This is a genomic window from Listeria booriae (genome assembly GCF_000766865.1).
Lineage (GTDB): Bacteria > Bacillota > Bacilli > Lactobacillales > Listeriaceae > Listeria_A > Listeria_A booriae.
In genome coordinates, this window is record NZ_JNFA01000006.1 from 1 (window position 1) to 23,318 (window position 23,318).

The 23,318-nt window shown below is 42.7% G+C and carries 20 protein-coding genes, 14 tRNA genes and 1 rRNA gene; 29 read left to right on the plus strand and 6 right to left on the minus strand.

The annotated features are described in order from the left end of the window. The 19 genes from rrf to EP57_RS02910 form a co-directional block, all read left to right on the plus strand. A 5S ribosomal RNA gene (gene rrf / locus EP57_RS16345) occupies window positions 1-76 on the plus strand; the annotation flags it as partial. A 9-nt stretch (window positions 77-85) separates the two neighbouring features. Further along, window positions 86-161 (plus strand) — tRNA-Asn (locus EP57_RS02825). Between the two features lie 4 nt (window positions 162-165). Beyond that, a tRNA-Ser gene (locus EP57_RS02830) sits at window positions 166-254 on the plus strand. A 24-nt stretch (window positions 255-278) separates the two neighbouring features. Continuing rightward, window positions 279-350 (plus strand) — tRNA-Glu (locus EP57_RS02835). Between the two features lie 19 nt (window positions 351-369). Next, window positions 370-445 (plus strand) — tRNA-Val (locus EP57_RS02840). 12 nt (window positions 446-457) lie between these two features. Further along, window positions 458-531 (plus strand) — tRNA-Met (locus EP57_RS02845). A 23-nt stretch (window positions 532-554) separates the two neighbouring features. Continuing rightward, window positions 555-630: transfer RNA gene (locus EP57_RS02850), tRNA-Asp, on the plus strand. Window positions 631-637: 7 nt separating this feature from the next. After that, a tRNA-Phe gene (locus tag EP57_RS02855) sits at window positions 638-710 on the plus strand. Window positions 711-724: 14 nt separating this feature from the next. Further along, window positions 725-808, plus strand: a tRNA-Tyr gene (locus tag EP57_RS02860). A 10-nt stretch (window positions 809-818) separates the two neighbouring features. Next, window positions 819-892, plus strand: a tRNA-Trp gene (locus tag EP57_RS02865). A gap of 25 nt (window positions 893-917) precedes the next feature. Beyond that, window positions 918-993, plus strand: a tRNA-His gene (locus tag EP57_RS02870). Between the two features lie 12 nt (window positions 994-1,005). Further along, window positions 1,006-1,077: transfer RNA gene (locus tag EP57_RS02875), tRNA-Gln, on the plus strand. Between the two features lie 7 nt (window positions 1,078-1,084). Then, window positions 1,085-1,156 (plus strand) — tRNA-Gly (locus tag EP57_RS02880). A gap of 14 nt (window positions 1,157-1,170) precedes the next feature. Beyond that, window positions 1,171-1,244 (plus strand) — tRNA-Cys (locus EP57_RS02885). A 40-nt stretch (window positions 1,245-1,284) separates the two neighbouring features. Next, window positions 1,285-1,368: transfer RNA gene (locus EP57_RS02890), tRNA-Leu, on the plus strand. Between the two features lie 212 nt (window positions 1,369-1,580). Then, window positions 1,581-2,333, plus strand: coding sequence for a DeoR/GlpR family DNA-binding transcription regulator (locus tag EP57_RS02895; RefSeq protein ID WP_036084051.1), 753 nt, complete (start codon window positions 1,581-1,583; stop codon window positions 2,331-2,333). Then, window positions 2,330-3,241 (plus strand): 1-phosphofructokinase, encoded by a 912-nt coding sequence (pfkB, locus tag EP57_RS02900; RefSeq protein ID WP_036084053.1) that lies wholly within the window; start codon window positions 2,330-2,332, stop codon window positions 3,239-3,241. The genes EP57_RS02895 and pfkB overlap by 4 nt, the downstream gene beginning before the upstream one ends. A gap of 15 nt (window positions 3,242-3,256) precedes the next feature. Further along, complete coding sequence (locus tag EP57_RS02905) at window positions 3,257-5,128, plus strand: PTS fructose transporter subunit IIABC (protein WP_036084054.1); 1,872 nt, start codon at window positions 3,257-3,259, stop codon at window positions 5,126-5,128. A 106-nt stretch (window positions 5,129-5,234) separates the two neighbouring features. Next, window positions 5,235-5,585 (plus strand): helix-turn-helix domain-containing protein, encoded by a 351-nt coding sequence (locus tag EP57_RS02910; RefSeq protein ID WP_036084055.1) that lies wholly within the window; start codon window positions 5,235-5,237, stop codon window positions 5,583-5,585. Window positions 5,586-5,641: 56 nt separating this feature from the next. On the opposite strand, the gene EP57_RS02915 is transcribed toward EP57_RS02910, so the two are convergent. Next, window positions 5,642-6,277 (minus strand): competence protein ComK, encoded by a 636-nt coding sequence (locus EP57_RS02915; protein WP_052167506.1) that lies wholly within the window; start codon window positions 6,275-6,277, stop codon window positions 5,642-5,644. A gap of 274 nt (window positions 6,278-6,551) precedes the next feature. Between EP57_RS02915 and EP57_RS02920 the strand changes: the two genes are divergently transcribed. The 6 genes from EP57_RS02920 to EP57_RS02945 all read left to right on the plus strand — a co-directional run bounded on the left by EP57_RS02920 (window position 6,552) and on the right by EP57_RS02945 (window position 16,314). Next, the gene (locus EP57_RS02920) at window positions 6,552-6,785 is read left to right on the plus strand and encodes an IDEAL domain-containing protein (RefSeq protein ID WP_036084056.1); all 234 of its coding nucleotides are present in this window, start codon (window positions 6,552-6,554) and stop codon (window positions 6,783-6,785) included. 162 nt (window positions 6,786-6,947) lie between these two features. Then, window positions 6,948-10,412: a helicase-exonuclease AddAB subunit AddB gene (addB, locus tag EP57_RS02925; protein ID WP_036084058.1), complete on the plus strand. Its 3,465-nt coding sequence runs from the start codon at window positions 6,948-6,950 to the stop codon at window positions 10,410-10,412. Beyond that, the gene (gene addA / locus EP57_RS02930) at window positions 10,409-14,128 is read left to right on the plus strand and encodes a helicase-exonuclease AddAB subunit AddA (RefSeq protein WP_036084059.1); all 3,720 of its coding nucleotides are present in this window, start codon (window positions 10,409-10,411) and stop codon (window positions 14,126-14,128) included. Before addB ends, addA begins: the two co-directional genes overlap by 4 nt. A 1-nt stretch (window position 14,129) precedes the next feature. Continuing rightward, the gene (locus tag EP57_RS02935) at window positions 14,130-14,990 is read left to right on the plus strand and encodes a fumarylacetoacetate hydrolase family protein (RefSeq protein WP_036084060.1); all 861 of its coding nucleotides are present in this window, start codon (window positions 14,130-14,132) and stop codon (window positions 14,988-14,990) included. A 24-nt stretch (window positions 14,991-15,014) separates the two neighbouring features. Beyond that, window positions 15,015-15,374 (plus strand): YisL family protein, encoded by a 360-nt coding sequence (locus tag EP57_RS02940; protein ID WP_036084062.1) that lies wholly within the window; start codon window positions 15,015-15,017, stop codon window positions 15,372-15,374. 34 nt (window positions 15,375-15,408) lie between these two features. Then, window positions 15,409-16,314: a YitT family protein gene (locus EP57_RS02945; protein WP_036084128.1), complete on the plus strand. Its 906-nt coding sequence runs from the start codon at window positions 15,409-15,411 to the stop codon at window positions 16,312-16,314. A 159-nt stretch (window positions 16,315-16,473) separates the two neighbouring features. Here the strand turns inward: EP57_RS02945 and EP57_RS02950 are convergent, their stop codons facing one another. Further along, window positions 16,474-17,283, minus strand: coding sequence for a Cof-type HAD-IIB family hydrolase (locus EP57_RS02950; RefSeq protein ID WP_036084065.1), 810 nt, complete (start codon window positions 17,281-17,283; stop codon window positions 16,474-16,476). Between the two features lie 174 nt (window positions 17,284-17,457). On the opposite strand from EP57_RS02950, the gene yjfP reads away from it, so the two are divergent. Both yjfP and EP57_RS02960 read left to right on the plus strand, forming a co-directional pair. Beyond that, a complete protein-coding gene (yjfP, locus tag EP57_RS02955; protein ID WP_036084068.1) occupies window positions 17,458-18,210 on the plus strand; it encodes an esterase in 753 nt (250 codons plus the stop codon). Window positions 18,211-18,271: 61 nt separating this feature from the next. Beyond that, the gene (locus EP57_RS02960) at window positions 18,272-18,580 is read left to right on the plus strand and encodes a metal-sulfur cluster assembly factor (protein WP_036084071.1); all 309 of its coding nucleotides are present in this window, start codon (window positions 18,272-18,274) and stop codon (window positions 18,578-18,580) included. A 66-nt stretch (window positions 18,581-18,646) separates the two neighbouring features. On the opposite strand, the gene EP57_RS02965 is transcribed toward EP57_RS02960, so the two are convergent. Then, the gene (locus tag EP57_RS02965; RefSeq protein WP_036084074.1) at window positions 18,647-19,000 is read right to left on the minus strand and encodes a PTS lactose/cellobiose transporter subunit IIA; all 354 of its coding nucleotides are present in this window, start codon (window positions 18,998-19,000) and stop codon (window positions 18,647-18,649) included. Window positions 19,001-19,152: 152 nt separating this feature from the next. On the opposite strand from EP57_RS02965, the gene EP57_RS02970 reads away from it, so the two are divergent. Next, complete coding sequence (locus EP57_RS02970) at window positions 19,153-19,350, plus strand: hypothetical protein (protein ID WP_036084077.1); 198 nt, start codon at window positions 19,153-19,155, stop codon at window positions 19,348-19,350. Window positions 19,351-20,359: 1,009 nt separating this feature from the next. Next, window positions 20,360-20,881 (plus strand): type 1 glutamine amidotransferase domain-containing protein, encoded by a 522-nt coding sequence (locus EP57_RS02975; protein ID WP_036084080.1) that lies wholly within the window; start codon window positions 20,360-20,362, stop codon window positions 20,879-20,881. 44 nt (window positions 20,882-20,925) lie between these two features. Here EP57_RS02975 and EP57_RS02980 read toward each other — a convergent pair whose 3' ends face one another. The 3 genes from EP57_RS02980 to EP57_RS02990 form a co-directional block, all read right to left on the minus strand. Beyond that, window positions 20,926-21,189 carry a hypothetical protein gene (locus EP57_RS02980; protein WP_036084083.1) on the minus strand — a complete coding sequence of 88 codons (264 nt, stop codon included), beginning with the start codon at window positions 21,187-21,189 and terminating at the stop codon, window positions 20,926-20,928. A 127-nt stretch (window positions 21,190-21,316) separates the two neighbouring features. Beyond that, a complete protein-coding gene (locus EP57_RS02985) occupies window positions 21,317-21,736 on the minus strand; it encodes a DUF805 domain-containing protein (RefSeq protein ID WP_036084086.1) in 420 nt (139 codons plus the stop codon). A 129-nt stretch (window positions 21,737-21,865) separates the two neighbouring features. Beyond that, complete coding sequence (locus EP57_RS02990) at window positions 21,866-23,155, minus strand: NCS2 family permease (RefSeq protein ID WP_036084089.1); 1,290 nt, start codon at window positions 23,153-23,155, stop codon at window positions 21,866-21,868. Between the last annotated feature and the right edge of the window lie 163 nt (window positions 23,156-23,318).

Here is a 23,318-nt window from a genome sequence, read left to right on the forward strand (position 1 = left end):
CGAACACGGAAGTTAAGCTTTTCAGCGCCGATGGTAGTAGGGGGCTTCCCCCTGTGAGAGTAGGTCGTCGCCGGGCAAGGATTATTCCACAGTAGCTCAGTTGGTAGAGCAATCGGCTGTTAACCGATCGGTCGCAAGTTCGAGTCTTGCCTGTGGAGCCATTATGGAGAGCTGTCCGAGTGGCCGAAGGAGCACGATTGGAAATCGTGTAGGCGGTGAAAGCTGTCTCAAGGGTTCAAATCCCTTGCTCTCCGTTCTCTATGATGTGTTATTTTTATGGCCCGTTGGTCAAGCGGTTAAGACACCGCCCTTTCACGGCGGTAACACGGGTTCGAATCCCGTACGGGTCACTTTTTATTTGAAATATGTGGGGGCTTAGCTCAGCTGGGAGAGCATCTGCCTTACAAGCAGAGGGTCAGCGGTTCGATCCCGTTAGCCCCCACCATTATATTATTGTCGCGGGGTGGAGCAGTCTGGTAGCTCGTCGGGCTCATAACCCGAAGGTCGCAGGTTCAAATCCTGTCCCCGCAATTGTGACTTTTTATTATTTTTGTGGTTCCGTGGTGTAGGGGTTAACATGCCTGCCTGTCACGCAGGAGATCGCGGGTTCAAATCCCGTCGGGACCGCCATTTTTAAGGCTTGGTAGCTCAGTTGGTAGAGCACTTGATTGAAGCTCAAGGTGTCGGCAGTTCGATTCTGTCCCAAGCCACCTTAAGTTTATATGGAGGGGTAGCGAAGTGGCTAAACGCGGCGGACTGTAAATCCGCTCCTTCGGGTTCGGCAGTTCGAATCTGCCCCCCTCCACCATTTTTATTATAGGGGCATAGTTTAAAGGTAGAACTAAGGTCTCCAAAACCTTCAGTGTGGGTTCGATTCCTACTGCCCCTGCCAAGAAAAACAGGGAAATTAAATAATGGCGGATGTGGCGAAGTGGTTAACGCACCTGATTGTGGTTCAGGCATTCGTGGGTTCGATTCCCATCATCCGCCCCATTTTTTATACGGTGGGCTATCGCCAAGCGGTAAGGCAACGGATTTTGATTCCGTCATGCGTTGGTTCGAATCCAGCTAGCCCAGTTTTTTTGCGGAAGTAGTTCAGTGGTAGAACATCACCTTGCCAAGGTGGGGGTCGCGGGTTCGAACCCCGTCTTCCGCTTCTTTATTAAATGTGGCGCCATAGCCAAGTGGTAAGGCAGAGGTCTGCAAAACCTTTATCACCGGTTCAAATCCGGTTGGCGCCTCCATTGAAATTTATTAAAGAATGCATTATAATAATTATATTATGCCGGCGTGGCGGAATTGGCAGACGCGCTGGACTCAAAATCCAGTGATCTCACGATCGTGCCGGTTCGACCCCGGCCGCCGGTATCCAAGTAATCTCAACACTTTTTGATTGTGTTGGGATTTTTTTGTGCGCTTAGAAATGAAGAAAAGCTTCCAGAACGTTTTCATTTTTATGAGTTTCTGATTTCTGGATAGTCTTGTGTGCATATTTGTTTATGTTATAATTTTTTTTGAAAGAAAATGATTGATTTTGGCTGAAAATGATGTTATTATATCATTGTATAGGAGGGAACAATATGTTGAATGCGGACAGACATAACTTAATAATCGATCTTTTGAAACGCCGTGGTAGTGTTAAGTTGAAAGATTTAACGGAGCTAGCAGATTCTTCAGAGTCAACAATACGACGTGATTTAGCAGAGTTAGAAGAGAATGGTTTATTAAAACGTGTTCATGGTGGCGCAATATTAACGCAAGCGCGGACGATTGAAATGAGCATGGTAGAAAAATCAGTCAAAAACGTTCGAGAAAAGAAGGATATTGCGAAATTGGCGGCTTCTTTGGTTAAGGATGGAGATTGTATTTATTTGGATGCTGGGTCAACTACATTTGAGATGATTGATTTCTTAATCGGACGAGATGTGACGGTGGTTACGAATGGTTTGATGCATGTAGAGGAATTAGTTAGCTTAGATCTGAACGCGTATATATTAGGTGGGAAAATGAAAGCGAAAACAAAAGCGGTGATTGGCGGAATTGCAATGGAGAATATTGCGAATTACCGATTTGATAAAGCCTTTATTGGTGCTAATGGAATACATCTGAATGATGGTTATACGACACCAGATATGGAAGAGGCTTTATTGAAACGTAAAGCTGCAGAGCTGGCAGATGAGACGTTTGTTTTAGCGGATAATTCAAAGATGCATCACAGCCATTTTGCTAAAATGTTTGATTTGGAAGAAGCCACATTGATTACGGATTATATAAATGTTGAGGAAAAAGAGATATGGATGAAAAAAATTGATATTATGGAGGCGGAAAAATGATTTATACAATAACGTTAAATCCGTCCGTAGACTATATTGTAGAATTGGATAGTCTTGAGCTAGGTGCACTGAATAGGATGGAAAACAGTGTGAAATTGCCAGGTGGAAAAGGTGTGAATGTTTCACGTATTTTGAACCAGTTGCAATCTGATAATTGTGCGCTGGGCTTTCTAGGTGGGTTCACAGGAGGATTCATTCAAGATTGGCTTGGAGATGAAGGCAGTAAGAGTGCATTTACACAGATTGCTGATGATACGCGAATCAATATTAAATTGAAACACGGAGAAGAAACAGAGATTAATAGTATGGGCCCCAACATAACTCCCGTAGAGATTGCTCTTTTTTTTGAGAGTTTTGATGTAATGAAGGCAGGGGATATTGCGATTCTTTCTGGTAGTATTCCGCCGTCATTGGGAAGTGATTTCTACAATCGGATTATTGCAAAATGTGAATCTTTGGGCGTGGAGTTTATTATTGATACGACGGGAGCGAGTTTGCTTGATACGCTTGCTAGAAAGCCGTTTTTGATAAAACCGAATCATCATGAGCTTGCAGATTTGTTTGAGACAAGCTTTTCTAGTGTGGAGGATATTATTCCTTACGGGAAGAAATGCCTGGAACTAGGAGCGAAACATGTGATTGTCTCAATGGCTGGTGATGGTGCGCTGTTATTCGTCGGGGACAAAGTTTATCAATCGAATACACCTAAAGGTTCTGTAAAAAATTCAGTTGGTGCGGGTGATTCAATGGTTGCTGGTTTCGTTGGGACTTATGAAAAAAATAATGATGTGCTAGAAGCGTTTCGAGTGGCTGTGGCTACAGGTAGTGCGACGGCATTTTCAACGGATTTAGCGACATATGATGCTATTCAGAAATTGATTCCAGAAGTGGAAATCACAGAATTATAATTGGAGGGTTACATGATGAAAATCACAGATATTTTAAGTCAAGAGACAATGATTCTCTCGCTTAAGGCAACGTCAAAAGAAGCAGCTATTGATGAAATGATTGCTAAACTTGCCGATGAAGGTAAGATCAATGATGTCTCGCTTTTTAAATCAGAAATTATGAAACGTGAACAAGAAAGTTCGACGGGGATTGGTGATGGAATTGCGATGCCTCATGCGAAGACGAAAGCAGTAAATACACCAACTGTTGTTTTTGCGAAAAGTGAAGCGGGCTTAGATTATGATTCTTTAGATGGTCAACCGGCTCATTTATTCTTCATGATTGCAGCAACGGACGGCGCGAATCAGACGCATTTAGAGACGCTTGCGGCACTTTCTCGATTATTGATTCATCCTGACTTTGTTGCCAAATTGCGTAATGCCAAAACGACGCAAGAAGTGGTTGATTTATTTGATCAAGAGCAAGGAGCAGCGGAAGCTGAGCAAGGTGTTACTTCGCAGAATAACGAGGCGCCATTTGTTGTTGCGGTTACTGCTTGTCCAACTGGAATTGCGCACACGTACATGGCTGAGGACGCGTTGAAAAACAAAGCAAAAGAAATGGGCGTGGATATTCGAGTAGAAACAAATGGCTCGGATGGTGCTAAAAATAAACTAACGGCTGATGAGATTGAACGAGCTAGTGGTGTCATCGTTGCGGCGGATAAGAAAGTTGAAATGGCTCGTTTTGATGGTAAGCACGTTCTAGAAACACCTGTAAGTGATGGCATTAGAAAGCCAGAGGAGCTTATTAATAAGGCGATTGCGCAAGAGGCACCTGTTTATCATCATAGTGGTGAAAAAGATAGTGATGCATCGGACGGTAAGCGTGTCTCTATTGGTAGTCGTATTTATAAAGATTTAATGAATGGTATTTCTCATATGTTGCCGTTTGTTGTCGGTGGTGGTATTTTACTTGCCTTTTCATTCCTTTTAGAGCAATACTTCCCACAAGCTAAAACGCTGACTGATATGCTTGGAGCCATTAGTGGCGGGCAAACTGGGGCATTTATGTTCCTTATCCCTATTCTTTCTGGTTTCATTGCGATGAGTATTGCTGATCGTCCTGGTTTAATGCCTGGTATGGTCGGTGGTTTACTTGCTGCGACGTCCAACGCTGGGTTCTTGGGCGGCTTACTTGCTGGTTTCTTAGCAGGTTATGTGGTTCTTGGATTAAAAGTATTATTCTCAAAAATGCCAAAAACGTTAGAGGGCTTGAAGCCAATTCTAATTTATCCAGTGTTAGGTTTGCTTATTACTGGGGGATTGATGTACTTAATATTCGATCCGATATTTGCTAATATTAATACATTCTTAGTAGATCAATTACAATCGCTTGGAACGGCTAATGCTGTTATTCTGGGAACTGTACTTGGTGGTATGATGGCGATTGATATGGGTGGTCCATTCAATAAAGCTGCTTATACGTTTGCGATTGGTGTATTCACGACAACAGGGAACACAGATGGTGCGTTTATGGCTGCAGTTATGGCAGGTGGTATGGTGCCGCCTCTAGCAATTGCGATGGCAACATCCATTTTTAAAAAGAAATTTACGCCGGATGAACGTCAAGCTGGGTTAACGAACTACGTATTAGGACTTTCCTTTATAACAGAAGGGGCGATTCCTTTCGCGGCGGCTGATCCATTACGTGTTATTACGTCGTGTGTACTAGGTTCAGCAATTGCTGGTGGACTAACACAATTCTGGCACATCAATGTTCCGGCGCCTCATGGTGGTATTTTCGTAGTCGGATTGGCGAACCATGCAATTCTATTCTTATTGGCTATTTTAATCGGAACGGTTATTTCAGGACTTTTATACGGATTCTGGAAAAAAGAAATATAAAGCAAGATGCTGCTCTAGTGATAGGGCAGTTTTTTGCGTTGCGGGTCGAAATAATTGCGATTCATTGCTATAATGAAAGTAGCAGAAAAATGAGAGGGGTGCAGGTATGAATTTTGGAGAGAAATTAGTATCATTACGAAAAAAGCATCGATTAACGCAAAAGCAGTTAGCTGAAAAGATTGGTGTAACACCTTCGACGGTTAGTAAGTATGAGAACGATAACCACAAACCACCTATATTTATCCTTGCAAAGTTGGCTGATGAGCTAGGTACTACAACGGATTTCTTATTGGATGATGTTGCAGGACTTCGCGAGAAAAATTCAGTAAATGCCTTCCCCCTAATCGGAAATCCAGAGTTAGAGAAATGGTATTTAGAATTGCCATACTCCTATTCGGAAGAAGAACTCTTGCTCTTAAAAAGAATTTCAGAGGCATTGGGGAATAAAAATGTGTAAATAAAAGTTTAGAAGAGGACAGTCACTAACCGGAGAAATGGTGACTGTCCTTTGTTTTATTTATCTTTCTTATTTCGTGGGTCCTTCTCGATTTGACTGAAATCTAGTAAATCATCGTCTGACTCCTCCACTTCACCAATGTTATATGGTGCTCTATTCTCAGCGGCCAGCGGAGTGGGTGGAAATAGAAGATTAGAATATGGGTATTCTGTCTCCATACTGCGCATTTTTTGTGAGAATTTCATATGTAGCATCGAAACTCTAGCCATCTGATTATTAAATGTAGAGAAAGAAACGGATATTTTTATTTTTTGTTTATTATTAAAACGGATGGTTGTGCAGTTATAATGCGAATCATAGTACTCCGAAATGTGCTGTGGGAAAATCCAAATACAGTCATCTCTTCCGGCTGATGTTGTTGGAAAAGCATACATAGTACTAGCTGGGTCTACCATGATTGGTGGCTTGTGAGTAACACCTGTTAGGTATCGTGTACCTTCTCGTCTACCGTCATAACTTGAACCAAAATATTGGCAACTTGTTTTAATTAGAAATAATGGGGTAAAACTAGATATACGATGATCGTTTAATTCAAAAATCTCTGAGTGAACTCCCGTTTTGGTCTTTAAAGGTAAGATTATCATGGTATGAGGGTTGACCTCATACACTGGTGTTTTCATTTTCTTAGACATTTCTACAACTCCCTTATATATGTGTATAAGTAACCGCATCTTAGCTAAAAGTGATGAATTCTCCGGTTTAATTTTATTGAAAGCCAAGGTACAAGTTACAAAAGTAAAGCCGCCTGTCAGTTATTTGTAATATTTTCTACCTAGATTATAGCATAGCTAGTTCTTGAAGTCACTATTTTTTCTAAAAATTCTATTTTTATTAGGTTTGTAACTTTTTAACCCCTTATTTCTTGTTTTTAAGTAGTTATAAAAAATTATGAAGGAGTGAGCAGTCATGGAAATGCGAGATTTTTCAAGTTCATTAGTTAATCAAGTTGGAGTTCTTAAGGGAGAAAAAGAGTTAATGAATACTTTCATTGAATGCTACATGACAATGCTCCTTGACGAACATCGAATTCAGCAACTAAAAGATGAAATTGATGTTGCTTTAGATAATCAGGACAAAGAACAATTTTATCTTCTAACAGAGAAATTGAACGATATGCAGCTAGCGATGTTGCATCTATAAAATAGCTTCGATTAGGAAACTAGGGTCTTTTGGGCTCTAGTTTTTTATTTGTGGTTTGTTTGGTGTGAACGTGATAGACTGAAAAAGAGATATAATAGTGGTCGATTTGAAAATTATGTGTTATGATATTAAAAATAGAAACGTATGTTCGGTGGTGTAGAGATGGCTTTACAATTTATTTTAGGTCGCGCGGGTACTGGAAAAACGGCGCGGGTCATGGATTTATTAGAGGAACGGATACACGATGGGGCGAATTGTATTTTGTTAGTGCCTGATCAGATGACGTTGCAGGCGGAGACGGTATTTTTTGAACGTGAGCGTGTTGCGGGTTTATTAGAGACGCAGATTTTTAGTTTCAGCAGGTTAGCATGGCGGGTTTTGCAGGAAAGTGGTGGGTTGGCTCGGACTTTTTTGACGGATTCGGGATTGGAAATGATTATTCGCAAAATCTTAATTGAAAAGCAAGGGGATTTGCGTTTATTTGGCAGGACTGCTTCTAAGAAAGGCTTTATTAAGGAGCTGGAACAGGTTTTTAAAGAGATGAAACAGTGTTGCATTGAGCCGGAGAATTTACGTGGATTTGAGGGGCAAGGTAATATTGATTTGGATCATAAGATGGCGGATATTTCGTTGTTGCTTGATGCGTATGAAGACATGTTGTGCGGTAAGTATTTGGAGACGGAGGATTATTTGCGTTTATTGGTAGATGCGATTAAGTCGAGTTCGTTTCTGAAGGAGAGCGAGATTTTTATTGATGGTTTTTATGAATTTTCACCGCAGGAATATGCAGTTCTTGGTGAGTTGGTTGGGGTCTGTAGGAAAGTGACGATTGCGCTGACTGTGGATCGGGCTTATCAGATTGGTGAGCTGCATGAGTATCGCTTGTTTCAGATGACTGGGATGACGTATGCGAAATTGAAGGAGTTGGCGACAGATAGGTGTGATGTGTTGCCTGATATTATATTGGAGGATAGCAAGCGATTTCAACAGGAGGAATTGGCTTATTTGGAGCGGACTTGGTCGACGCTTTCTAATGATACCTTTGATGGGGAAGTAGATCATTTTGCGATTGATGAGGCGAGTAATCGGCGAGCTGAGATGGATGGGATTGCACGGCGGATTCGGCAGTTGGCTGCGGAGGGGTATCGTTATCGGGATATGGCAGTTTTGATTCGAAATATCGATACGTATGAGACGATTTTGCGGGCTTCTTTTGAGGCGAATGATGTGCCTTATTTCCTTGATGTAAAGCGAACGATGGCGAATCATCCGATGGTTGAATTTATTCGTTCTAGCCTGGATATTATTCGGACGAACTGGCAATATGAAGCGGTTTTTCAGGCGATTCGGACGGAGTTTTTCTTTCCAATGGATGTTCGGAGTAATGTGTATCGTGGGAAAGTCGATGTTTTTGAGAATTATGTTTTGGAAAATGGTATTTATAATAAGCGTCGCTGGATGGATAAGAAGCCGTGGATGTATCGGAAAATTCGTGGGTTGGATTTGAATCAAGGTGTGCAGACGGATGAGGAAAAAGAAGTTGAGACGGTTGTTAATGAAGTGAGAGAGCAGATTAAGCGTCCGTTAGTGCGTCTTGAGAAAGGCTTGAAGGGTGCGAAGACGGGGCTTGATTTAGCAGGTGTTTTATTCCAATTTATAGTGGATACGCGTGTGGATGAGCGATTGGATTTGTGGCGTCAAAATGCGGAAGATGCTGGGGAATTGGAGCTTGCAAGGGAGCATGAACAGGCTTGGAAGTCTGTGATTGGTTTGTTGGATGAGTTTGTGGAAGTGATGGGTGACGATGAGGTGACGTTGGACGTTTTCTTTGATGTGGTAAATACGGGTCTCGATGCGCTGGATTTCTCATTATTGCCACCTTCGCTTGACCAATTAGTTGTAACGGATATGGAGAATTCGCGTTTGCTGAATCGGAAGGTGATTTTTGCGGCGGGAATTAATGATGGTGTTTTACCGATGAGGAAGCAGGATTCTGGCATTTTGTCTGATGAGGATCGGGAACGGTTGAATCAGTCGGGATTTGCTGTGAGACCTAGTGGGAAGCAGATGCTTTCTAGTGAGGAATTTTTGGCCTATCGTTTATTTACGCTGGCTTCAGATAAATTATTTATTAGTTTTCCGAATGCGGATGAGAATGGGAAGGAATTGTCGGAGTCGAGCTATATTAGGCGGTTGGAAGCTGGTTTTCCGAAGCTTGCGCGGGGGCTTTATTTGAGTGATCCTTCGTTGTTAGCGGATGAGGAGCAGGCGATGTATATTTCGGCACCTAAGGCTTCGATTGGTTATTTGACGGCGCAATTGCAAATGAAGAAGAAGGGGTATGTGATGTCGCCGGTTTGGTGGGATGCATATACGTTCTTTCTTTCGAATGGTGAGTGGAAAGGGAAGGCTTCGCGTATATTAGAGAGTTTATTTTATCAAAATAAAGCGCAAAATATTTCAGGAGAGGCTGCTACAGCTTTGTTTGGTGAGGATGTACATGCGAGTGTATCGCGGATGGAGCGTTTTTATAGTTGCCACTTCCAGCATTTCGCGCAACATGGCTTGAAATTGGAGGAGCGGGCTCATTTTAAATTGCAGTCGGTGGATATTGGCGAGATTTTTCATGGTGCGATGGAATGGATTTCAGCGGAGTTGCGCCAACGTGATTTGGAGTGGGGCAATCTTTCGGTGGAACAGTGTATGGAGATGGCTGGTCTTGCGATGGAATATTTGGCGCCAAAATTACAACATGAGATTTTACTTAGTACGAAACGGCTAGAGTATATTAGGTACAAGTTGCTTAATATTATTATTCGTGCGACGCGGGTGTTGAATGAACAGGCGAAAATTAGCCAGTTTAAGCCGGTTGGATTGGAAGTCGATTTTGGTTTGAAAGGGGAAATTCCACCTTTGACGTTGCCGCTAAATGGTGGGCGTGAGCTTGTTTTGCAGGGACGGATTGACAGAATTGATGAAGCCGAGAAGGATGCGCGGACGTTTTTGCGGATTATTGATTACAAGTCGAGTGCGCATGATTTGCCGATGACGGAAGTGTATTATGGCTTGGCTTTGCAAATGTTGACGTATTTGGATATTGTGGTTGAGAATTCGGCTAAGTTGATTGGTAAGACGGCGGAACCTGCGGGTGTGCTTTATTTCCATATGCATAATCCACTTGTGAATGCGGAGAAGGAAATGACGGATGCGGAGCTTGAGAAGGAACTTTTGAAGAGTTTTCGGATGAAGGGGCTTGTGCTGGATGATGTGTTGGCGGTTTCGCTGATGGATGCGGAGCTTGAGGCTGGGAAGACATCAACGGTTATTCCAACGGGGCTTAAGAAGGATGGGAATTTTAGTGCGCATTCTGCTACGGCAACGAAGGCTGAGTTTGATACGATGCGACAATATGTGAGACAGCAATATGTGAAGGCTGGAAATAAGATTATTGAAGGAGAAGTAGCGATTAACCCTTATAAATTGAAGGATCGGACGCCTTGTCAATTGTGCCCGTTTCGTTCGGTTTGTCAATTTGATGCGTCGCTTGCAAGTAATCAGTATAGGAAGTTTGAGAGTCAGAATCGGGCAGATGTTTTAATGAAAATGAGAGAGGAGGGGCAAGAATGAAGGGCGAAATTCCAGTAAAACCAGCGGATGTGACGTGGACAAATGATCAGTGGAAGGCGATTCATGCGAGTGGTCAGAATGTACTAGTGGCTGCTGCTGCGGGATCGGGAAAAACGGCGGTGCTTGTTAATCGGGTTATTGAAAAAGTGATGAGTCCGGAGGCGCCGCTAGATATTGATGAGTTGTTGATTGTGACGTTTACGAATGCGTCTGCGGCTGAGATGAAGGCTCGGATTGGGAAAGCGGTAGAGAATGCGCTGTTGGTAAATGAGTCTTCGGATCATTTGAAACGCCAGATTGCGCTTTTGAATTATGCTTCGATTTCGACGCTCCACTCTTTTTGTTTAGATGTGATTAAGAAATATTATTATTTGGCGGATATTGATCCTGAGTTTCGACTGATTGAGCCAATTGAAAGTTCGATGGTTCGGGATGAGGTGATGGATCAGCTGTTGGAGGAACACTACGGAAATGTGGAGAATGTGCCATTTTTTGAGTTAGTGGATACTTTTTCGGGGGATCGGTCGGATGATGATGTTGGGCAGGTAATTGGAGCGCTGTATGATTTTTCGAGGGCGCATCCGGAACCAGAGAAATGGCTAGACGCGATTGTTGCCAATTATGATGTTAGTGCGATTCGTGATGTGACGGAATTGCCGTTTTATGCGATTATTTATAAGCAGTTATTGATGACTTTGCGACAAGCAGAGCAATTTTTGACGTATGCGATTTTTTTATGTGGGGAAACGGCTGGGCCGGAGCCTTATTTGGTGACGTTGGAGAATGATTTGATGCAAGTGCAGCAGGTGATGGCGGGACTGGATGGTAGCTGGGAAGAGGTTGCTGCGGTTTGGAAGGCTGTGAAATTTCAACGGATTGCTACGCTTAAAAATAAGGAATTGTATGATGAGGTATTGGTCAGCCAAGTGAAGAAGTTGCGGGATCAGGCGAAGAAGGCGATTGCTGATGCGGAGAGTGAATGGTTTTCGCGGAATGGCGAGAATTATTTGCTGGACTTAGAGAAGATGAAGCCGACGATTGGAACGCTAGTTGCGCTTGCGAAGGAATTTTCGATGCGGTTTTATCAGGAAAAAGTAGCGCGTGGGATGCTGGACTTTAATGATTTGGAGCATTTGGCATTGCGGGTTTTGCGTGATGTGGATGGTGCGCCTTCTAATGCGGCACTTGGTTATCGTGAGAAGTTTAAGGAGGTATTGATTGATGAGTATCAGGATACGAACATGGTGCAGGAGCAGATTCTAGCTCTAGTTACGAAAGATTCAGAAGCGGACGGGAATTTGTTTATGGTTGGTGATGTGAAGCAGTCGATTTATCGTTTTCGTTTAGCGGAGCCGGGATTGTTTTTGGCGAAGTATCAGCGTTATACGGGAGATGGTGCTGGGACTGGCTTGCGCATTGATTTGTCGCAGAACTTTAGGAGCCGCGCGGATGTGCTAGATACGACGAACTTTATTTTTAGGCAGTTGATGGATGCTGAGGTTGGGGAAGTTGCTTATGATAAGCAGGCAGAGCTTGTTGTAGGGGCGAATTTTCCGAAATCGGATAGTTCAGAGACGGAACTGGTTTTGATTGATATGGAGCAGGAGGACAAGTCTGAGGACATTGATGAACTTGCGCCGGAGCAGTTGCAGAAGCGGCAGGCGGAGGCGCGATATATTGCGAAACGGATTGCGTCGCTGATTCAGGAGAAGACGCCGGTTTTTGATAAGGGGACGAAGGAATATCGACCTATGGAGTATCGGGATATTGTGATTTTGTCGCGGGCGCTTACGAGTGCACCGGATATTGAGGATGCGATGAAAGAGTGGGGCATTCCATTTTATGCGAATAATAATTCGGGATACTTTGAGGCGACAGAGGTTGCGATTATGGTTTCTTTACTCAAAATTATTGATAATCCGTATCAGGATATTCCGCTAGCTTCTGTGTTACGCTCGCCGATTATTGGCTTGGACGAGGACGCGTTGGCTCGGATTCGGGCTGTTGGGAAAAATAAACCGTATTTTGAAGCTTTGGAGAGATATGCGGAGTCACAAGGTGATGCTTTGGCGTCGAGACTCAGTGCTTTTTTGAAGCAGTTGAGTGGTTGGCGTGAATTGTCGATGCGGGAGAATTTGGCGGATTTGATTGCGCGTATTTTTCAGGAGACTCACTTTTATGATTTTGTTGGTGGATTGCCTGGTGGAAAACAGCGTCAGGCGAATTTACGAGCGTTGTTAGATCGCGCGAACCAGTATGAGAAAACGGCTTTTCGTGGCTTGTTCCGCTTTATTCGCTTTGTGGAGAAATTGCAAGTGAAGGGGCAGGATTTAGGGACTGCGAAGACGTTGGGTGAAAAAGAAGATGTTGTGCGGATGATGACGATTCATGCGAGTAAGGGACTGGAGTTTCCGATTGTATTTTTGTCGGGATTGGATCGTAAGTTTAATATGCGCGATATTTATAATAAATATTTATTTGATAAGGATTTTGGCTTTGCGACGCGGTATAATGATCCTGTGAAGCGGCTTGTTTATCCATCGATTATGCAGCAGGCAATCAAGTACAAGAAGGTTGCGGAGATGATGGCTGAGGAGATGCGGGTGTTGTATGTTGCGCTGACTCGTGCGGAAGAAAAGCTAATTCTTGTCGGTACGGTTCCAAGTCTTGAGAAGGTGACGAAGGAATGGGAGCAGAACATAATGCAAAAGGACTGGATGTTACCAGCGAGTACGCGATATCAGGCGAAAACGTATTTGCAATGGATTGGTAGTACTTTGGTGAGGCATCCGGCTTATTTGGAACAGATGGATACTGGGAGAGAAGCGGCTGGTGTTGCTTTGGAGACAGATATGCGTTTGGTTATTGCCAAACATCATTGGCGGGAATTGATTGCTGTCGATGTTGCGGATAAGAAGGATTCGGACTGGCTTAGTGTCGTGCAACGCGGAGATAGTGCGCCGGAGCAGACGCCGTTTTATGAAGAGATTCAGAAGCGTTTAGGGTTTCAATATGGTTTTGCGGAAGCGACGAATATTAGGTCTAAGCAGTCTGTGACGGAGGTGAAACGTCAATTTTCTGTGGCGGATAGTTTTAGTGATACGCGGTTTACGAGGAATGCGCAGCCTGTTTCGCTCGAGCGGCCTAAGTTTTTGCAGGAGAAGAGAATGACGGCGACGGAGCGTGGGACGGCAATGCATACGGTGATGCAGGCGTTACCTTTAGACGGGAAGCCAACGCGAGAAAGTATTGCGAAATTATTGGATGATTTGCTTTTGCGTGAGGTTTTGAGTAAGAGCCAGCTGGAAGTGATAGAGATTGAGCCGATTTTGGCGTTTTTTGACACGGAATTAGGAGAGTTGATGTTGGCCAATGCTGGGAGTACGAAGCGTGAAGTGCCGTTTAGTTATCAGATCCCAGCGCAACGATTACACAAGGAAGCAAGCACGGAGGAGCAAGTGATTGTTCAGGGAATGATTGATGTGTTGGTAGATTTAGGCGAGGAACTTGTCATTATTGATTACAAAACAGATCAGATTACGAATAAATTTGAGAACGGCTGGCTTACTGGGGAGGCAATTTTGAAGAAACGGTATCAGGTGCAGATGGATATGTACCGGGAAGCTGTTGAAAAAATTACAGGTAGACAAGTGCGTCATATTTATTTATACTTTTTTGATGGGGACCATGTTTGTGAACTGACAGGGGGAAGATAAAATGAAATGGATTGCTTTTAAAGTTGGTGGCAGGGAGTCTTTTGGGATTGTAAAGGGAGATAAGATTATTGACATTAGTGCGTTTTTTGTAGAGTCAGAATGTCCGAAGAGCTTGGTGGAGCTTATTGCTGAACCGGAGAAGTTGGAACATATCATGAATCAACAGGAGACGATGAATGGGTCGATTTCATTGAAAGATGTGCAGTTTTTGCCGGCGATTGTTCCGCCAAATAATGTGTTAGCCGTCGGGAAAAATTATCGGAAACATGTGCTGGAAATGGGAAGTGTTGCGGATATTCCTGAGGCGATTATGATTTTCACGAAGAGTCGGAATACGTTGGTTGGAAATCGTGGACAGATTCCGTTGCATGCGGAAGTGACGCGTGAGTTGGATTATGAAGGGGAACTCGCAGTCGTTATTGGAAAGCAGATAACGAATGTGACGGAAGACGAGGCAATGGATGCGGTATTTGGCTATACGATTATTAATGATGTGACAGCGCGTGATTTGCAAGGAAAACACAAGCAGTTTTATATTGCCAAGAGCTTAGATGGGACGTGCCCAATTGGACCTTATGTAGTTACGAAGGATGCGATTCCTGATCCGAGTAAGTTGCGGATTCAGACGTTTGTGAATGAGGAGCTCCGTCAGGATGGGAAACTGGACCAGATGATTTTTCCGATTGCGATGATTATCGCAGAGCTTTCGAAGGGGCATACGCTTGTGCCAGGGGATGTGATTGCAACGGGGACACCAGATGGGGTTGGAAAAGGGATGAATCCGCCGAGCTTTTTACAGGCTGGGGATACGATTTCGGTAACGATTGAAGGTATTGGGACGCTTGAGAACCAGGTAATGTAGAATAAAGAGAAATGGGGAATTAATATGTGGTCATATGTTCATTTAATTTCGTGGGTTGGCATTGTTGTTTTTACGCTAGTCGCGATGGTGATTTATAAGAAATCGGCAAAAGTTTTTACGATTATGCAGATGTGTAATCGTGTGTTGTATATTACGGTTATTTTGAGCGGTATTATGATGATGAAGTATAGTTTTAGCGAGCATGTGGTAGTATCGATTTTTAAAATATTGTTAGGTATTGCGACGATTGGTGTTGTTGAGATGCTGTTAAGTTATCGTAAAAAGCAGAAGCCATCGACATTATTTTTATGGTTATTTATTATTTGTGTGATTGCAACGGTGAGCGTCGGCTTTTATTTATCGGGAGGAAGACCGTTGTTTTAAGTAGTCGTAATTTGTGAGAAAGTGGGAAAATGGATTGAATCAACGGCAAGTGTATATTGAAGGTACGAAAAAGTTTTTTATTGCTGTTTTGGCGGCGTTATTAAATGCGATTGGGATGAATTTCTTCTTAATTCCAGCGCATGTTTATGCGAGCGGATTGACTGGGGTAGCGCAGTTGACGTCAGATTTATTGCAGGACGGGATTGGTGTGTCGCTTTCGACAGGGATGTTGGTTTTGCTTCTGAATATTCCGGTGGCGATATTGGGCTGGTTTAAGGTTGGCCGAGCGTTTACGGTATTTAGTTTTGTAACGGTTGCCTTTATGTCGTTGTTTTTGATTGTGATACCGGTGCAGGAAGTGTCATCGGATATTTTGTTGAATGCGATTTTTGGTGGTGTGATAGCATCAGTGGGGATTGGTTTGGCACTGAAGTTCGGGATTTCTTCGGGTGGATTGGATATTATCGCGATGTATATTACGATTAAGACGGGGCGTTCTTTTGGTAAGTATTTCTTGATTATGAATGGCGTGATTATTTTTATTGCTGGGTTTACATATGAGTGGACGTTTGCGCTTTATACGCTGATTTCGTTATATGTATCGAGCCGCGTGATTGACACAATTCATACGAGACATCAGAAATTGACTGCGATGATTATGACGCAAAATCAAGAGGAAGTTATTAAGGGAATTCAGGATAATATGTTCCGCGGGATTACTGTGGTTGAGGCGCTTGGCGCATACTCGAGGGAAAGCGTGACGATGCTTGTCATTGTTATTACGCGGTATGAATTGTATGATTTGACGCATGTTGTGCAAGCTGTGGACCCGAAATGCTTTATTAATGTTATGGAGACTTCGAGTGTATTTGGTGATTTTCGTTCGGAGGCAGACCAGAAAATGGCGATGGAAATGTACAAAACAAGGATGCATCAGTAGGTCTTATTTAGGTTTTTTAGTAGAAGCTTTGATAAGCGCCCAAACGGCTGTAAAGGCGATTAGCCAAGCAATAATGATGATAATTGCGAGCATAATTTTTTACGTCCTTTCCAAATTTAAAAAGCTGGCTCATTAGAGATAATGGTCCAGCTTTTTTTACTATATACCCAGGTTTTCTTCTAGATAAACGGCGATACCATCGTCTTCATTGGAAAGTGTGACAGTATTTGCTACGTTTTTAAGTGATGCAATGGCGTTTCCCATCGCTACGCCAACGCCGGCATAGTCTAGCATTTCCATGTCGTTGTCTTCGTCGCCAAAGGCAATGATATTTTGGCGGTCAATTCCAAGGTAACGGCTAGCCGCTTGTACGCCAATAGCTTTATGCACGCCGAGCTTTGTCATTTCCATTGCTGGCCATTCTGCACCCCAGCTACGGTAAGTGACGATATTGGAAAGGCGTGAATCCATGTGGTTGCTTACTTCTTGCAATGTTTCGTGACTGGCGAAGAAAAGAAGAGATGTTGGGTCGGTTGTGATTGTATCACGCAAATCACCGATGAAAACATTGTCTTTTCCTTGGTGGAACATGTCTGGGACACTACTATTTCGTTCGCGTAAGAACACGCTGTCTTGTACTTCTGCCGCGATGTTGTCCAGCAGATAGTTTGTTGAGAAATCAAGTAGTTCGCGTGCTGTTTTTAAATCAATGGCTTGGTGATAAGCGTCGCTGAATTGTGTTTTTAGTGGGTGATGGAACACGGCGCCGTTGAAATTAACGATTGGTGTGTGAAGCCCTAATTCATGATAATACATGTGGCTCATCCGATATGGTCTACCAGTTGCAATCATGACTTCATGTCCTTGCTTTTGCGCATTGGCTAGCGCTTTTTTTGTACGATCGGAAATGGTTTGGTCACTTTTTAGGGTGGTGCCATCTAGATCGAGAACGATTAATTTTTTTGTCATATGGGTTCTCCTTATTTTTTGTAATTCGTATATCTAGTGCCGCTTTTAATAAAGTGTTAGAATAGGTGGTGTACTTCTTTGTTGTGTATCTTAATGATAGACGTTTCGGGCTATTTTGTAAACGCCTAGAGCTTTACAGAATATTAATAAACCATATAGGAATGAGGTCTCCCAATGATTCAGGTAGAACATAAATGGATAAAAGAAATTCCAGTGTTACATATTTTTGATGAAACGCGTGCGTCAGAGCAATTGCCGACGGTGTTTTTTTATCACGGTTTTCAGTCGCAAAAAGAGCTGTATTTGTCGTACGGGTATTTGTTGGCGCAGCGCGGGATGCGGGTGATTTTACCTGATGCGGCTATGCACGGGGAGCGTCATGGTGCGGAATCGGATACGGAGCAAGCGATTTATTTTTGGGATACGGTTCGTGGGAATATTGATGAACTGCCACAATTAGTGGAGGCGCTGAACGAAGAAGGCCTAGTGGACATGTCACGACTCGCTGTGGGTGGTTTTTCGATGGGGGCCATTACGAGCTATGGGATGCTGGCGCAGTATGAGTGGCTGAAAGTCGGTGTTTGTCTTGCGGGAAGTTCGTATTATGAGCATTTTGCGCGGGCGCTTGCGGATGGTGTTGCGAAACAGGGCATGGAGTTTCCATATGATGTGGACGAGCGGATTAACGAGCTTGCGCCATATGATTTAAGTGCGCAACCGACCAAATTAAAAAATCGACCGTTAATGATATGGCACGGAAAAGAAGACGATGTTGTGCCGTTCGCTTATAGTGAGAAGTTGTACGAGGCTTTAGTAGAGGAAGACATGTCTGATAATGTTGCTTTCATGGTTGATGAGAAGGCGAAACATAAAATTACAATTGAAGGTATGCTAGCCGCGGTTGGGTTTTTGGAAGAAAAATTATAATGAAAACAATTCTCAATTGTGGTACAATAAGTTTAGAAAATCAAAAGGAGGCTACTACTTCATGGATGCAGAACTAAAAGAAAATTTGATGGGTGCGTTAGAACAAGTAATCGACCCTGAGCTAGGTATTGATATTGTAAATATTGGGCTAGTGTATGACGTAGATTTGGATGAAGATGGGCTTTGTACGGTGACGATGACATTAACGACGATGGGATGCCCGCTTGCTGGGATTTTAACAGATCAAGTTCGTGTGGCGATGTCTGATATTCCAGAAGTTAAAGATACAAAAGTTGATCTTGTATGGACACCAGCTTGGACGAAAGACCGGATGTCACGTTATGCAAAGATTGCTTTAGGCATACGATAAAAAAGAAAAGATACGTGGAGGCTTGACGCATCGTTATGCGGCTAGTTTACCGTCGTATCTTTTTTATTAGTTATGTTGTTGTTCTAGTTTCTCGATGCGGGCTTCTAATTCGCTTTGTTTTTCGTATTGGCGAACGATTTGCTTCGCTAAATTCAGCTCGGCCTGCGCAGTCATCAAGTGATCCTGACCATGTACAAGCAAAATTGTTGGCGTTAAGCCATCCTCAGAGCTGCGGCGATTCACAAGCTTTGTCTGCCACGCATGACCTTCTAAAAATTGAACTTCGGCCTTTTGTAAAAGTGCAGTTGCTTCTTCAAATTGATAATTATGCGCTGCGTCGATTGCTGCATAAGCTTCTTTGCGTGCGTTTCCGCCATGAAGAATTAATTTAACAACGGCTTCTTCTGCATGAATATCCATTTTTCTACCCCCATTTCACTTCTCTTTTATTGTAGCAAAGCATACACAGAATTGCTATTATATTAATTGAATCAGACCGAGGTATGATGACGTGAGCGTGCCATCCGCGTTATAATGAACCTATTAAATGCTTGGGAAAAGAGGGAACTGTCATGGAGGAACGTTTGTATGATCTTGAGGACAAGGTGCAAGATTTAGAATTAGAAGTATTGGAACTACGCCGCCAAGTTAGCGATTTAGAACAACGGAAGCCAGAGAAGGCACACGGGGGTAACTGGACTTGGGGAATATGGGCATTGATTCCGATCGTAGCAATTATTTGTAATATGATTATAAAACTAGTAGACTAGAGTTACAGACAGATTCCCCGACTTTAATTTTCTGGGGAATTTTTTTGCGAGTATGTGTTCGCTCTTGTATTTATTAAAACATGCTTAAAAAGGGTGGATTTTAGCTGATATGGCAGGTATTTGATAGGATAAACCGCCTCCTTCACTCAAAATAGCACAAATATGAAAAATTTAGTCACAAAAATTACACAGTTTGTTCCCTTGCTTTTTTCGCCGAAGAAAAGTAAAATGTATATATACCTTGTTCGTGATGAAATTTCTTATTCTGACAAAAGGATACAAATAATTTGTTTGCTTTTGTGGGGATAAGACCCTATCATGGTTATAATGGAATTCGGTGTATCCATCTTCCAAATGATGAGTAGCAATATTTATCATATGATTTCGCACCGATAACCATTATTTGTTTTCATTCATCTCATTTGCCATGTAGTTTTCGTTTGTGCCTCATCCCGTTAAGCATAAACAACCGAACATGATGGCGTGCCCAGTCCTAGTGACTGGGCTTTTTTGTTGGGAGCGTTCGAGCAAAGCGAGTTACGCTCCCAATATAAGCGTGAGCGAAGCGATGGGTTAATCCATAAAAAAGAAGCGATGTTTTCTAAGTCCCATCTGAAAGAGAAGCCATAGTTTATCTCTTCCCACCATACTTTAGTAAATGTTTTTTAGAAGCGTTCGAACAAAGTGAGTTACGCTCCCAATATAAGCGTGAGCGAAGCGATGGGTTAATCCATAAAAAAGAGGCGATGTTTTCTAAGTCCCATCTGAAAGAGAAGCCATAGTTTATCTCTTCCCACCATACCTTAGTAAATGTTTTTTAGAAGCGTTCGAACAAAGTGAGTTACGCTCCCAATATAAGCGTGAGCGAAGCGATGGGTTAATCCATAAAAAAGAGGCGATGTTTACTAAGTCCCCATCTGAAAGAGAAGCCCTCACAAGCAAATCCCTACCTATCCCCACCTCCAAATTGTTATACTAAAACCAAGCAATATCAAAAGGAGGAAACAAAATGACACTACAAGGCAAAAAAATTATCGCCCTAATCAGCGACGATTTCGAAGACCTAGAGCTTTGGTATCCTGTTTTACGAGTACAAGAAGCAGGAGCACAAGTCCATTTAGTCGGGGAAGAAGCAAACAAAGTATATCACGGGAAATATGGGGTTCCAGCAACAAGTGATTACAGTTTTGAAGATATTAAAGTCGAGGATTACGATGGCATTCTTGTTCCTGGTGGTTGGTCGCCAGATAAGCTACGCCGTTTTGATAAAGTGATTGAATTTGTGCGTTATTTTGATGAGCAAAAGAAGCCAATCGGTCAAATTTGTCACGCAGGCTGGGTTCTGATTTCAGCAGGAATTCTTAACGGTGTGAATGTCACAAGTACACCTGGAATTAAAGACGATATGACAAATGCCGGCGCAATTTGGCACGATGAAGCGGTTGTTACAGACGGCCACATCATCTCTAGCCGACGCCCACCAGACTTACCTGAATATGTACCCGCTTTTATCGAAGCATTCAAGCATTAAAATAAGCCGGAGAATCGTGTTTCATGACGATTTTCCGGCTTTTTTCATGTGAAGTAGTAGCTAATAACGAAACCAATAAATGATGGAATCGCCGCTACAGCAAGTAAAATACTCCAGCGCAATTGTACTTTTCGGTTTGGATTTTGCGATCTACCAATGGATACGAGTGCCGAACAAATAATCGACGCAAAAATCAAGACCATCAACACAAAAGAAAATAGTGATGACATGCTGTACCCAGTAGTGACTAAACTAAAAATAATAACTAACGCGGCAATCCCAACCCCGCTAAAAAATGCTTTCCACAAATGGCTCACTCATTTCTATTTTCAACTATCACTTACATTTATAGCAGATTTGTTAGTCATATGTCTAATGAAAAGTAAAAAAGAAGCGAAACACCAAATTTTCAGGGTGCTTCACTTCTTCGTAGTATTAAAAATCGTAGTTTGTCCCGAAGGAATCTTCACTTGGCAAACACATGAAGACAAGCATAATAATACTTCCAACAAATGGTATTAAACCAAGCAAGATAAACCACGGGCTCTTGTTGGAATCGCGTAAACGACGAACCATTAGGCTAAGCATTGGTATAAAACAAGCTAGGCCGTATAGCCACATTAATAGTAGTACGAACAACATTGGACCAGCGGTGAATAACACACTGAGATCCTCACCATTCGTAAATGATGCTGTTGTGACTGTTGTAACTGCTAATACCAAAACAACGATATAAAATAGTGCGATAATAATGGCGTTCCACAAAACGACGTACCAATATGCAGAACGTGGCGCGCGGTCCGTGAAATTCACATAATTACGCCAAAATGATTTGTATGCCTCTAAAAATCCCAAAATAAAATCCTCCCTTTTTATAGTACTATTGTAGTATATCATGGATTGGAGACGGAAGGTTTGTCAATTTTGTGAATAATTTTTGCTATGAAAAAGGCTATCCAGAAATGATGGATAGCCGATTTTGTATTAATGTGGTAAGAAAGCGACCAAGATGAAGAATAGAACCGCGATAACAATAAGGAACCAGTTGAGTTCGCGCCATTTTCCTGTGAATACTTTCAAAATTGGGTAAGAGATGAAACCGAATGCTAGGCCAATGGCGATACTTGATGTTAATGGCATCGCTAGAATAACAAGGAAAGCTGGGAATGCTTCGTCCAACGTGTCCCAATCGATTTCTTTTACTGCGCCGATCATCATGCTACCAACGATAATAAGTGCTGGTGCGGTGATTGCGGAGATTCCAGATACAGCGCCCACCAATGGAGCAAAGAAGGCTGAAACGATGAAAAGTCCGGCAACAGTTAATGTTGTTAAACCTGTACGTCCGCCTGTTGCAACGCCTGCTGAAGATTCGATGTAGGCACTTGTTGGTGTTGTACCGAACATAGAACCAACGCTTGTTGCGACTGCATCGGCTAGTAGTGCGTGTTTGGCATTTGGTAAGCTTTCGCCTTTCATTAAGCCTGCGCGTTTTGCGACACCGATCATTGTTCCTGTTGTATCGAAAATAGTAATAAGAAGGAACGAGAGAACGACGCCGTAAAGGCTGTACGTGACTACATCGCCAAATGCGTGAATTGGGTTTGTGATAACTAGGTCAGGCATGGATGGCATTTTGACAAAGCCGTTGAATTTTAACTCGCCAGTGAAGAAGGCGATAATTCCTGTGGCTATCATACCGATGAAAAGTGCGCCTTTGACGTTTAATGCTAGGAAAATAAGTGTGATAAGTAAGCCGGCGATGGCAAGTAGTGCTTCTGGAGAATGTAAATCGCCAAGTCCGACTAGGTTGGAGTCGCTTTTAACGATGATACCGGTCATTCGGAAGCCAAGGAAGGCGATGAAAAGACCGATACCAGCTGTGATTCCTGCTTTTAATGTGTGCGGAATGGCTGTGATTAATTTTTCCCGGAAAGGGGTTAATGATAGCAGTAAGAAAATAATACCGGCCACGAAAACGGCGGTGAATGCTGTTGTGTAGTCTAGTTTTTGCGTTGTGACTACGGTGACGAAATAGGCGTTCATACCAAGTCCTGGTGCGATGGCGATTGGGTAGTTGGCGAAAAGTGCCATCCAGAGCGTCCCGATAACCGCTGAGATAATTGTCGCCATGAAGACGGTGTTAAATGGTACGCCAGCTGCTGAAAGGATTGCTGGGTTGACGACGATAATGTAAACCATGGTTAAGAAGGTTGTAAATCCTGAGATAACTTCGGTTTTGACGTCTGTGCCATTTGCTTTTAGTTGAAACATAATTCCACTCCCTTTAAAATAAAGACGTTTATAACGCCTGATTACGAACGTTTAAAACCACAATTACAATAATATTCGTTTTTTAACTAAATTGCAAGCTTAATTTGGAGAAAATTAATCTTTTTAAGGATGAATGGGTTGGATGTGGTATAATGAAGGTGTT